Raw genomic sequence first — 12,394 nt, 5'->3', positions numbered from 1 at the left:
ACGCAATCCGTGGACTTTTAGACATATATACGCATGCGCGGGCGGCACGCCGCTCGGCGCTCACACCCCGTGCATGCGCAAAAAGCACCTGCATGGGGTCATCGACTGTATGGTCGAGGTTTGGATTTCACCTGTAACCTTTCTCTTGACCCTCATTAACCGCAGTAACTATAGCATCAGCATCGCGCTGCGGCACCGAATTTATGCGCTGCACATTGCAGGCATACCAAACACTGACGTATCCGTGACATAGTCATTGGGGACGTTCTTAAACGACTACCCAATGACTACTCTGTGGTGTCATCGTCCTCGGCAAGTTGGGGAAACACGGCGTCCTTGGGCATGGTGACCTTCGTCAGCGAGGTGAGCTTTTTGCTGAGCGATGTGTCCGTCTTGACCAGGTCGCTGAGCGTCACGATCTTGTAGCCGTCGGCGACAAGGCCGTCGATAATCTGCGGCAGCGCCTCGAGCGTCTGCTCGGCGCACTCATCGCTATCGGTGAGCAGCACGATATTGCCCGGCGTCACCGAGTCGAGCACGGTCGATACCTGCTCGTCAGCGCCGTTGAGCAGCCAGTCGCCCGAGTCAATATTCCACGAGACCACGGCGGAGACCAGGTCCATCGCATCAATCCAGTTTTGCTCGTCAAAGGCAGCGTAGGGAGCACGCAGCAGCATCGTCTTCACGCCGGTCGCCGACTTAATCGCCTCGGTGCCCTTCGTGATCTGCCTGCGCACCGTCTCGCGATCCTCGCCCTTGAGCGAATCATCGCTGTAGCTGTTGGAGCCGATCTCGCACCCGGCATCGACAATCGCTTTGGCAGTAGCGGGCGAGGCTTCCGCGGCATCGCCCGAAAGGAAGAACGTCGCCGTGACGCCCTTTTCCTTGAGCACCTGCAAGATCTGCTTGGTCGCGCCGCTCGGACCCTCGTCAAATGTCAGGGCCACGTACTTTTCGTTGCCCTTGGGCGCCACGCTTGCGCACTCGACTACGCAGTCGGTGGCGGGCACGACCTCGCCGCGGTCCTGCGTCTTGCCCGACTGCTCGCCGACCCATATCTCGGAGCGGCCCTGAACGCCCCAGGTTTTGACATACTCAATAGCGCCCGTGCCCTCGACCTTGAGCTTGGGCTCGATAGTCGTGGCCTGGACCTCGTGCTTTTCGTAGACGTTGCGGCCGTCCTTGACCGTCACCTTCTCGCCACTCGTAAGCTCGCGACTATCCCATTTGCCTTGCTTCACGCGCTTGCCGTCGACCTTCACCGACAGCTTTTCGCCGCCATGGCGCTTGAGCACGCTGTCGTCGACGGCCAGCAGATCGCCGGCGTCGTACGTTTCGGTCAGGCTTTGATCGTCGATAAGATTCTGCAACGTAGAGCCCACGCGCACCGCGGTCTTTTGCCCGTTGAGTTCCACGTCCACGCTGCGGTTGACGTAGCCCACGACGGCAGCGATAAACAGCACGAGCGCGCAGCCCACGGCGATGAGCGCATAGGGCAGACGGGACGGTCGGCGCGGCGAGCGCCCGTTGCCGATGCGCGCGCTGCGATCGCTAAACCCACGGCTATGGTTGAGGTACATCGCGCCGGGCTTACGGCGACGTCGACGCTGACCGCCGGGCAGTTGCCCCAGGTCGCGGCGCGCCGTCGGACGCGCAGCCGAGCGCCCGTTTAAGTTAGATCCGTTTTGGCGCATGTGCCCTCCCCCATAAACACAGCGAGCCGGAGCAACATGTCTCCGGCTCGCCTCCCATCATTTGGTACGTCTCTATTTGCTAGCTTTTGACGAGCCCCCGCTCGCCTTTTGATATTCGTCCTTAAAGGCCTTGAACATACCGCGCGTCTTGCCGAGCTGCTTGCCCAGTGCGCGACTGCCCTTGTCCACGGCGACCGATCCCTTGTCATCGAGCACCTTGGCGCCCTTCTTGACCTTATCGCCCACCACGACACTGGCCTCGGCAGCCTTGGCGGCCGCGCCGCCCGAATACCCGAGCGCCTTGACCTCGTCCGAGACAATCATCGCGCCGTTCTCGTAGCCGCGCAGCATCGTCGGCGGCACCTGTGTGTCGCCCACCAGCACGCTCGAAGCGGCACCGGCGGTCACGTAGAACATCTGCACAATACCCGAGCGCGGCTTGAACTCAACGTCCGAGCAGTAGCCCACGACATCGCCCGATTCCGTGCGCACATCCATGCCAACCCAGATGATGCAATCGTCCAGGTTGATATCGAGGCGCTTGGCCGCGGCGGCATCGTAGGTGCCCTTGACGTCGTCGACCGCGACAGCACCCTCATAGACGCCGATGGCATCGAGCGCCACAAAGCGGTCGGGGCGCTCGATCATGCCCGCGATATCGGACTGGCGGACCATAAAGCCCACCACGCGCGTGCCGCCCGGGGTAAAGACGGGAAAGTGAATCTTGCCGAGCTTTTTAGGGCTGCGCGGCGTGCCGTCCTTTTTGGTGCGCTTGTCTTCGGCAGGTTTGCGGTAAACCTTGACGCCGACAAAATCCCCTGCGCGCATTATGCCTCGGTCGAGGGCTCCGTGGCCTCGGTGTCGGCCTCAGCGACGTTCTCGACCACGACGTCGGCAGCGGGCGTCACGTTGCCGCCCGAGATGGCATCGTTGAGCTGCTCGCGAAGCTGGTCCATGCGCTCGCGGGCCAGGTCGACCTTGGCGCGCAGGTCATCGGTCTTGGCGTCGACCATCGGACCAAAGTCGTTGACCGCGGCACGAGCCTCCTCGGCACTGTGCTCGTAGGTGTCACGCATGTTGTCCCAGGCATCGTTGGCGATATCGGCGGCCATGGCGCGGGTCTCGGCACCCGAGCGCGGGGCCAGAGCAACGCCGATGATAGCGCCGGCGGCAGCACCTAAGAGCGCACCGGAGACAAAGCTGAAAGTCTTTCCCATGATCATTCCTCTCCTGCGGGCACCTCGATGCCCACCGTTTGAATGCTGTCCATTATACCCGCAGCGCAACACTTGCCGTCACGCTCATCTGCGTACGGTAAAAGCGCAGGTACATGATGGTGATAAGCGAGTGAGCCTACTCCTGAGGCGCAGCCGGCATGGCCACCGTGGCAGCCGGGTCCTCGCCGGCGCCATCGACGAGCGGCAGGTTGCCCTCGTGCGCCGAGCCGGACGGAGCCGTTGCCGCACCGCCAAAGACGGCCGCGGGGGCCTCGTGGTTCTCGGCGACCGCACCCTCGGTATCGATTGCCTCCTGCGGCTCGTCGTCAAAGCTCGGGACACCCTGGGGCTCCGCGGGCTCGGGCTCGGCAGACGCCTCGGCAACGGGCTCGGCGTCGGCCTCGGCAGGAGTGTCGCCCTCGGGCGCATCCTCGGCCACGTCCTCGCCGTTCGCAGCGGCAACGGCCTCGTGCGGGTCCTTGCCCTCGGCCTCGGCACGCATGCCCAGCACCAAGTTGCGCAGGCCCGCGACCGTGCCGTCCACATCGGGGGCGGGCTGGTCGGCGTGCAGATAGGCCCAATCCATCATAAAGGTGGCCGAAGACAGCGCGCCGATAGCCAGCGCGTCGTCGGGGCACGAAAGCTCAACCTCAAAGACGCGCTCGTCGTGCTCGCTTACGCGCGTGCGGCCGCACGAGATGCTGCCGGCAAGACCGGTCTCGTTCATGAGCTCGACCGTCACGTGCTCCAGCAGGTGGCAAAGCTCGGTCTGGCCCATGCAGTCCTGGAACTCGCGACCCGAATCGCCCAGGCACAGGTGCTTGGCAATCGCGGGCACCAGGTAGTACACGCGCGCCGTGGCCTCGATATCCTCCGAGGTCATGAGCGGCATGCCGGGGTTCACCAGCACGTGCGCGCAAATCTTGTCCTCGCTGACGGTGACCTTAAGGATGTTGAACAGGCCTGCCATAACTCTCCCCTACTCGTCCTTGCCCTACTCGTCGCCGTCGTGCGGGTCCGCAGGGCCCGCACCCGACGTCGCCGGCTTCTCTGCCGAGGACTCGGAATCCTTCTTATCGGTTTCGGCCGGAGCGATCACGCGAATGAGCGAGATGCGCTGGCCACGCATCGACTGCACTTTAAACTTGTACCCCGCGACCTCAAACACCTCTCCGATGTCGGGCACCGAGTCGCAAAGCTCCAAAATCCAGCCGGCGATGGTCTCATAATCATCGCTTTCCTCGAGCGGCCAACCAAGCTCAATCGCGTCATCGCACGAAAAACGCCCATCGACGAGCCACTCACGGCGCGAGAGGCGCGTGAGGTACTTGTTGTCGGGGTCGAACTCGTCCTCGATCTCGCCGACGATCTCCTCGACGATGTCCTCGATGGTGATGATGCCGGCCGTGCCGCCGTACTCGTCCACGACGACCACGATCTGGTCGTGCGAGGTCTGCATCTCGGACAGCAGCGGCAGGATGTCCTTGGTATCGGGCACAAAGGTGGCGTCGCGCAAAAAGTCGGCGATGGGCTGGTCGCCCTTGCCGTCGAGCGCGGGCTGAATCAGGTCCTTAATGTGCGCGATGCCCGCGACGTTGTCGGGATCCTCATGATAGACGGGGATGCGACTAAAGCCGGTCTGGCGCATGGTGGACAACACGTCGGCGACCGTCTCGTCGTCCTCGCACATGGTGGTGTCCACGCGCGGCACCATGACCTCGCGAGCCACGGTGTCGCCCAGGTCAAAGATCTCATGGATCATGCGCTTTTCCTCGTCGAGCAGGTCGTCCTGCTCCGAGACCATGTACTTGATCTCTTCCTCCGAGACGTTCTGGCGGTCGTCGGCGCTCTTAATGCGCAGGATGCGGGCCAGGCCGTCGGAGCAGGCGCCGGTCAGCCACACGAGCGGGCGGGCGATCTTTTGGAACACGGAGAGCGGTCCCACAACCTGCTTGGATACGCCCTCGGCGTTAGCGAGGCCGATGCGCTTGGGCACGAGCTCGCCGATCACGATGGACACAAAGGCGACCGCGACGGTGATGATGACCGGCGCCAGGCCGCGCGCGATGGCTGAAAGCGGCGCGATGCCAAAGCTCATGAGCCACGTGGCGAGCGGGTCGGACAGACTCGTCGAGGCGACGGCGGACGAGGCGAAGCCCACGAGCGTGATGGCGACCTGGATGGTGGCGAGCAGCTGGTCGGAATCGGCGGCGAGCTGGACGGCGCGCTCGGCGCGTTTATCGCCCTCCTCGGCATCGTGCTCCAACACGGCGCGCTTGGCCGTGGTGAGAGCCATCTCGGACATGGAGAAGTAGCCGTTGATAAGCGTCAGGACGAGCGTGGTGATAAGGGAGATGGTTATGTCCATCGGGAGTTTCTCGAACCTCCAAGATTCGGGACGTTAGGGTAAAACGTTGATGACGGATACGGCAATTGCACCGGCGCCCAAACGAGGACGCGGGCGCGCAGACGCGGTCGCTAGATTACGAAGAGAATCACCGCCATGAACTGGAAGATGCTGCCGGCGAGCACCCACAGGTGAAACACGCTGTGCAGATAGCGCACGTTTTTGGCGATATAGAACGGCACGCCCACGGTGTAGCACACGCCGCCGACGGCGAGCAGGGCAAGCGCCACGGGGTTGAGCAGCGACACGAGCTCGGGCAGCTTAAAGACGACGAGCCAGCCCATCAGCAGGTAGACCAGGCCGCATACCCAGTGCGGTTGACGCTCGCGCAGAAAGCACTCGAGGGCGATGCCGATAATGGCGATGGCCCATACGGCAAAGAACAGCATAGGGCCGCCGTCGTTTGCGAGCGTGATGAGGCAAAACGGCGTATAGCTGCCGGCAATGAGCAGGTAGATGCAGCTGTGGTCGATGATGCGAAACACGCGCTTGGCGCCCGCGGGCTGAATCGCGTGATAGAGCGTGGAGGCGAGGTATTCGAGGATAATGCTGACACCATAGACAATCGCCGCGGCCATGTGGGCCGGGCCCCCGCCACGCAGGGCAGCGAATACGATCAGGAGCACCAGGCCCGCGATACCCAGCAGACAGCCGACACCATGGGTGACGGAGTTCATGATCTCCTCGCCCACCGTGTAGTGTGGAACGGCCGCGGTCTTGGGTCGCGGCTTAGAACTGTCGCTCGAATCGGACATGCCGGTTACATCCTCCAACGTAAATAGTTCTCAACACTATATCAAAGCGTCTGGGTACGTGCGAAATTTGCACCATGTGTGCCCCTTTGTTTACCCATTCTTTGCTTGTTGACGCATCAACGGCGAACGTCCATAATGCGCTTGTTTTAAATGTTGATGTATTAACATCTATAAGGAGAACCGTAAATGCCTCAAAGCGCACACCCCCATCGGAAGCTCAAGATAGCCGGCGTTGTTGCGTTGGTGCTCGTCGTCGCGCTGCTCGGATTTGCCGGCAACTTTTTGTTTGACTTTGCCCTGAACCCCCAAGCGCCGTACACCATGAAGATGATGCAGGATGGCAAGAACGACAAAGAAGGTGAGCAGCCGGATGCCGAGGGAACCGAGGCGCGGGCATGGTTTAAAGAGAACCGCGAGAGCAGCAGCCTCACCGCAGATGACGGGACCGAGCTTGCCGCTTGGTATTTTGCCGCCCCGGAGAGCACGCACGATTACGCTATCTGCCTGCACGGATACACCGACGAGCCCATCGGCATGGCCCGATACGTCAAGCGCTTCCACGACCGCGGCATGAACGTGCTCGCGCCCGCCGCGCGTGCCCACGAGCGCTCCGGCGGCGACTATATCGGCATGGGCTGGCCCGAGCGCCTCGACATCGTCGCATGGATCGAGCGAATCGTTCAGGCTGACCCCGAGGCGCGCATCCTGGTCTTTGGCGAGTCGATGGGTGCGGCAACCGCCATGGACGTCGCGGGGGAATCTCTGCCCGCAAACGTGAAATGCATTATCGAGGACTGTGGCTATACGAGTGTTTGGGACGAGTTTTCCCTACAGCTCAAGGACGTGTTCGGCCTGCCCAGCTTCCCCTTGCTCGATGTGGCGAACCTGGTGTGCAGGGTGCGCGCGGGCTACGACTTTCATAAGGCGAGCAGCGTGGAGCAGCTTAAACACGCGACGGTCCCCATGCTCTTTATCCATGGCGATCAAGATACCTTTGTGCCGTACAGTATGCTCGACCAAAACTACGACGCGTGCGCCAGCAAGGTCAAGCAAAAGCTCACCATCCATGGCGCCACCCACGCCAAGAGTGCGCAAGTTGACCCCGAGCTCTACTGGAATACGGTCGACGACTTCCTCGGAAAGATTTTTTAGGCAAAAAGCAACGTCCGGGGCTTTATCTGACCCCCTATTTTCGGAAGTATGCGGCAAAATCTGGAACTGCCGACCAGACCGCAGTTTTATCAACAATTTATCAGGGGTTTTGTTGCCAAAAAACGTCGTGCGCTCGGCGGTCTCGAAATTTGCCGCATACTTCCGGAAAGCCGCCCGCGAGCGCTGTGCTCGCGGGCGGCTTTTGCTCGACTTACGCCACAAAGGCACTTGATATGTTCAATAGCTAGGCGCTATTTGACCTCGATGAGCTCATACTTGCTCGTGCCCAGGCCGATCTTCTCGGCGTGTGCGATGCAGGAGCGCCAGTCGGTGTCGGGATGCGTGATGCAGAAGGGATCCTTGGCCTGCTCGCCCTCCAAATGCTCGTGGTTATGCTCCATCTTGGCCGCGCTGTCGGTAAGCTCGGTGTTAGGCAGCGGCTCGGATGCCATGACGGCATCGGCGCAGGCCTGGTCGATGGCGACCGGGTCGAAGCTCGCGAACATGCCGATGTCGTTGACGATGGGCGTGTCATTCTCGGGATGGCAGTCGCAGTTGGGGCTGATGTCCATGGCGAGCGAGATATGGAAGCTGGGGCGATCCTGGACAACGGCCTTCGTATACTCGGCGATCTTGTAGTTGAGTACGTCGGCCGCGGCGTCATAGTCGGGCTTGATGCAGTCCTGGTTGCACGCCGCAATGCAGCGTCCGCAGCCCACGCAGCGATCGTGGTCGATGGTAGCCACGTGAACCGTGCGGGTGCTGCCGTTGGCAAGCTCGCGCTCACGCGTACCGTCAAACGTGATGGCGCTGTGCGCGCAAATCTTCTCGCAGGCACGGCAACCTACGCAGTTGGTAGTATCGACGCTCGGCTTGCCGGCGGCATGCTGCTCCATCTTGCCGGCACGGCTGCCGCCTCCCATGCCCAGGTTCTTCATGGCGCCGCCAAAGCCGGCCTGCTCATGGCCCTTAAAGTGGGTGAGGCTGATCACGATGTCGGCTTCCATGAGCGCCTGGCCGATCTTGGCCTCGTGCACGTATTCGCCGCCCTCGACCGGGACGAGTGCCTCGTCGGTACCCTTGAGGCCGTCGGCGATGATGACCTGGCAGCCCGTGGCGTACGGAGTAAAGCCGTTCTGGTAGGCGGTGTCGATGTGCTCGAGCGCGTTTTTGCGGCTGCCCACATAGAGCGTGTTGCAGTCGGTGAGGAAGGGCTTGCCGCCCAGCTCCTTCACCACGTCCGCGACGGCGCGGGCGTAGTTGGGGCGCAAAAAGCTCAGGTTGCCCCGCTCGCCAAAGTGGATCTTGATGGCGACGAACTTATTCTCGAAGTCGATCTGCTCGATACCTGCGCGACGAATGAGGCGCTTGAGCTTGTCGAGCTGGCTCTCGCGAGCATGCGTGCGCAGGTTGGTGAAGTACACCTTAGCGGGTGCTGCGGGTGCAGTTGCGGTCATAGTTATATCCCCTCGGTCTATATGGCGTTACAGACATAGAGGATGGTACCCGTTAAAGTAGGGTCGAAGTCAAGCACAGCCACTCATTGGGGACAGACTTAAATGAGTGCTTGCCGCCCGGCCGGCGAATCGGCAAAGACTGTCCCCGATGACTACTCCTGCACCTTGAGGGCTTCGGCCAGGCTGACGCGCTTGATGGAGCGCGTGTGTAGCAGCGCCACGACCAGGTAGGTCGCAAAGCCGATGCCGACGCATGCAGCCATGGACCAAGCGGGCACGTAGATCTCGATATTGCCGTTGTAGGCGAGCAGCATCGAGCGGAAAATCGCGGTCAGCGAGCCAATGATCACGGGCAGGCTCAGCACGAGTGACACCGCCACGCACAGCGTGATCGAGCGGATGTACAGATGCGAGATCTCGCTATCGCGATAGCCAAAGACTTTCATGTAGCTGATCGAACGGGCGCTGTGGTCGATCACCGCCTTGGTCAGCAGGTACATAAACAGCAGGAAGATAAACACCGCGAGCCCGACCATCATGCCGATCATTTTGCTCATCATGCCGATAAACTGGTCGCCCACGGCGCGCATGTCGTCGGGCGTGGTGTCGCCGGCAAAGTAGCGCGCGTCGAGGTCGAGCTTCTCGTTGCTCACATAGCCGTTAAAGTAGGCGGCATCGTTGTCGAACAGCTCGTTAAAGTCATCGATGCTCATATAGATATTCATGTCCGACTTTGAGCCCCAGGAGCAGCCCTTGCCCGCGTACTCAAGGGAATAATCCCGAGCCTCGTACTTGTCGCGAAGCTCGACCTTCTGGCCCTCGCTCCAGCCAAACTTGTCGAGCAGGCCGCCGCCAAAGACGACGTGTCCGTCGCCGATGTTGAGGCCCTTCCAGTAGCGCGAGTTGGGCGAGATGCCGTAGACAGAGATGGCCTCTGTGCCGTTTCCCTCGCCGCGGTCGTATTGCAGCTGGTAAACGGCATATTTCTCGGCCTGCGCGATTGCGCCCGCGCCGTTGTCGGTCGTGTTGATCGGGTGAATGTCGTCGTTGTCGGTGTCGATCTTAGAGGCCTCGTCGATCAGGTCGATGGCCTCATCGCGGTCGCAGCCGAGGGCATCGGCAAGGTCATCGAGGCGCGCATAAAGCGCATCTTTCTTGTCCTGGACCTTGGCGAGCGCGTCCTGCGCCGCGGCCAGGCTCTCGGCAGACGGAGATGCGGTCGCGGCATCGGCTGCCGTCTGCGCCGCATCGGCCGCGTCGTCAAGCTCGTCATCGGCATCCTGGGCGGCGGAGAGCAGCGCGCCGTCAATCGACTGCAAGCGCTCGAGCGCCGCCCACTGCCCGCGCTCCTCGGCAGTACCCTCAAGCTCTAGCGGAGCCTTGAGCGTGTACTGGTGCTCGGCGACCAGGCTTGTCTCCAGGTTGTCCGCATAGTGCGTCATCGTGGGCAGGATCGCCAGGCCAAAGAGCAGCAGCAGCGAGGCAAACGCAATGCCCACGAAGAGCGTGGCGAAGTTGCCCAGGTTGCGCAGGAAGATGCGCAGGCGAAAGCGCGAGACAAAGCCCATGCGCTCCGGCAGCTGCAGGCCGCGCTTGGTGCCCGATTTGCCGCTCGCCTCGTGACGAAGGAACTGCAACGGCGTCTTGCCCATCTTGCGAAGCAGGCCCACCAGCGTGATGAGGATGAGCGCGGCAGCGGGAACCACGGCGCACTTCACAAAAATCTCCCAGCTCCAGTACACCTGGAAGGGAGGCAGGCTGTACGAACCGTAATAGAGGCCGCGCATGGGCTCGGTAAAGAACGCGACGCCGAGCGCGGTGCCCAAAAGCGCCGCGACCACGCCCACGATGGCGGGAAGTGCCAGGTAGTGCAGCACGATCTCGCGGCGGCGATAGCCGCTGGCGAGCAGCGTGCCAATGATGGCGCTCTCCTCCTCGATGGTGGCGTCGGTAAGGACCACAAAGACGAACGCCATGATCACGATGATAATGTTGAGCAGCGTCATCCACATCATGGAGTCGCCGTCTACGTCGTCGCGCGCGTAGCCAATACCCTGGTTGGAATCGGCGTCGATCAGATCGTCCACGCGCGCATCGGCATCGGTCAGCGCCTCGACCATATCCTGCTCCGCATCGATGCGATCCGCGGTGGGGAGGTCGCGATCGGTAAAAGCAAAGGAGTAGGTGTAGGCAGGTGCACCACCGGCATCCTCGAGCGCGGCAAAGCCGGCGTCGGTGACCTCGGCCACACCATAGGTGATGGTGTTCACCGTAAAGTCCGAATTGTTGAGGAACAGCGCCTGGCCATCGGGCTGGGTCATGATGCCGCAGATGGTGTAGGTGCGGCCCTCAAGCTCAACCTTATCGCCCACGACAAGGTCGTTGTTGGTGGCAAAAACTCGGTCGATAGCCACCTCATCGTCCGTCTTGGGCTGCTTGCCTTCGCAGTAGGACGCGATATCGACCTTGGTGCGGTGCGCATAGGTGCGCAACGTGCGCTTGGTGCCGTCGTCGCCGGCGGTCTTTTTGATGATGGCGTCGATGGAGAAATTCTTGTAGAGCGTGACGCCGCCGACGTCGTCGGCTGCGTCCTCGGCTGCCTTGAGCTGGTCGTCGGTAGCCTCGAAGGAGGTGGTCACGCGGCCGTCCTCAATCGTGTACGCATCGCGCATGTCGTCGATAAGGCAACCGATGGAATGCGCCGCGAGCAAAAAGCCCGAGGTGAGAGCGATGCTCCCGCACATAAGCAAAAAGATGCCCAGGTACTTGCCGATATTGCGGCGCAGCTCGCGCGGGAGTCGCTTTGCGAGAGGTGTCATGGCATCGCCTACCAATCGAGCTCGGCGGCCGCAACGGGCGACTCGTTGAGCCCATCCTCGACGATGCGGCCGTCGCGCAGGCGCAGCACGCGGTTGGCCATGCGGGCGATGGCGGCGTTGTGGGTGACGATGATGATGGTGCAGCCGTAGGTGCGGTTAACATCCTCCATGAGCTGCAAGATTTCCTTGGATGTCTTGTAGTCAAGCGCGCCGGTGGGCTCGTCGCACAGCAGCAGGCCCGGGTTTTTGACGAGTGCGCGGCCGATGGCGCAACGCTGCTGTTGGCCGCCCGAGACCTGGCGCGGGAACTTGTTGCGGTGCTCGTAGAGGCCCAGCGAACGCAGCAGGTCGTCGACATTGAGCGGGTTTTTGGACAGGTGCGCCGTGACCTCGATGTTCTCCTTGATGGTGAGATCGGGCACCAGGTTGTAGAACTGGAAGACAAAACCCAGCTCACGGCGGCGATACTCGCCCAGATCGGTAGGTTTGAGCACCGTGAGGTCGCAGCCGTCCACCATGATGGAGCCACCGTCGGCATCCTCCAGGCCGCCGATCAGGTTGAGAAAGGTCGACTTGCCCGAGCCCGAGGGCCCCAGCATGACGCAGATCTCGCCGCGGTTGATGGACGTGTCGATGCCATCGAGTACCGTCAGGCGCGCATCACCGTCGCCGTAGTGTTTCCTGAGCCCGCTGACCTGGACATAGGCTTGCTTTGTCGACATGCTATCCCCCGTTGTTAGCCTTCTGCTACTTTTCTAGGGTAATAGTAAACCCAGGCGAACTATTTTTAAGCGACAGGCGCGATTTTTTCCAAACCAGTCATTGGGTACTCATTGGGGACAGACTTAAATGACTGAAACCACTCATTTAAGTCTGTCCCCAATGAATGCCGG

Annotated in this window: 10 protein-coding genes; 1 reads left to right on the top strand and 9 read right to left on the bottom strand. The window is 61.6% G+C overall.

Annotated features, from left to right (window positions below):
- Positions 1-287: 287 nt before the first annotated feature.
- The 6 genes from DXD56_RS05770 to DXD56_RS05740 all read right to left on the bottom strand — a co-directional run bounded on the left by DXD56_RS05770 (position 288) and on the right by DXD56_RS05740 (position 6,073).
- A complete protein-coding gene (locus tag DXD56_RS05770; RefSeq protein ID WP_233524946.1) occupies positions 288-1,694 on the bottom strand; it encodes a polysaccharide deacetylase family protein in 1,407 nt (468 codons plus the stop codon).
- A gap of 72 nt (positions 1,695-1,766) precedes the next feature.
- On the bottom strand, positions 1,767-2,522 hold the full coding sequence (locus DXD56_RS05765) for a PRC-barrel domain containing protein (RefSeq protein WP_117640511.1): 756 nt from the start codon (positions 2,520-2,522) through the stop codon (positions 1,767-1,769).
- Positions 2,522-2,911 carry a YtxH domain-containing protein gene (locus DXD56_RS05760; protein ID WP_117640510.1) on the bottom strand — a complete coding sequence of 130 codons (390 nt, stop codon included), beginning with the start codon at positions 2,909-2,911 and terminating at the stop codon, positions 2,522-2,524. Before DXD56_RS05760 ends, DXD56_RS05765 begins: the two co-directional genes overlap by 1 nt.
- Positions 2,912-3,047: 136 nt before the next feature.
- Positions 3,048-3,881, bottom strand: a complete 834-nt coding sequence (locus tag DXD56_RS10210; RefSeq protein WP_222847434.1) for a hypothetical protein — start codon at positions 3,879-3,881, stop codon at positions 3,048-3,050.
- Between the two features lie 24 nt (positions 3,882-3,905).
- Positions 3,906-5,279, bottom strand: coding sequence for a hemolysin family protein (locus tag DXD56_RS05745; protein WP_117640509.1), 1,374 nt, complete (start codon positions 5,277-5,279; stop codon positions 3,906-3,908).
- Between the two features lie 110 nt (positions 5,280-5,389).
- Positions 5,390-6,073 carry a hemolysin III family protein gene (locus DXD56_RS05740; protein ID WP_199411553.1) on the bottom strand — a complete coding sequence of 228 codons (684 nt, stop codon included), beginning with the start codon at positions 6,071-6,073 and terminating at the stop codon, positions 5,390-5,392.
- Between the two features lie 186 nt (positions 6,074-6,259).
- On the opposite strand from DXD56_RS05740, the gene DXD56_RS05735 reads away from it, so the two are divergent.
- Positions 6,260-7,225: an alpha/beta hydrolase gene (locus DXD56_RS05735; protein ID WP_117640508.1), complete on the top strand. Its 966-nt coding sequence runs from the start codon at positions 6,260-6,262 to the stop codon at positions 7,223-7,225.
- A 251-nt stretch (positions 7,226-7,476) separates the two neighbouring features.
- Here the strand turns inward: DXD56_RS05735 and DXD56_RS05730 are convergent, their stop codons facing one another.
- The 3 genes from DXD56_RS05730 to DXD56_RS05720 form a co-directional block, all read right to left on the bottom strand.
- On the bottom strand, positions 7,477-8,682 hold the full coding sequence (locus DXD56_RS05730) for a DUF362 domain-containing protein (protein WP_117640507.1): 1,206 nt from the start codon (positions 8,680-8,682) through the stop codon (positions 7,477-7,479).
- 152 nt (positions 8,683-8,834) lie between these two features.
- Positions 8,835-11,501, bottom strand: a complete 2,667-nt coding sequence (locus DXD56_RS05725) for an ABC transporter permease (RefSeq protein WP_117640506.1) — start codon at positions 11,499-11,501, stop codon at positions 8,835-8,837.
- Positions 11,502-11,509: 8 nt separating this feature from the next.
- Complete coding sequence (locus DXD56_RS05720) at positions 11,510-12,223, bottom strand: ABC transporter ATP-binding protein (RefSeq protein ID WP_117640505.1); 714 nt, start codon at positions 12,221-12,223, stop codon at positions 11,510-11,512.
- Between the last annotated feature and the right edge of the window lie 171 nt (positions 12,224-12,394).

This window comes from Collinsella sp. TM06-3 (genome assembly GCF_003436395.1).
Taxonomy (GTDB): Bacteria; Actinomycetota; Coriobacteriia; order Coriobacteriales; family Coriobacteriaceae; genus Collinsella.
The sequence above is the reverse complement of the archived record's forward strand: the minus strand, read 5'-3'. Positions and strand labels throughout refer to the sequence as shown.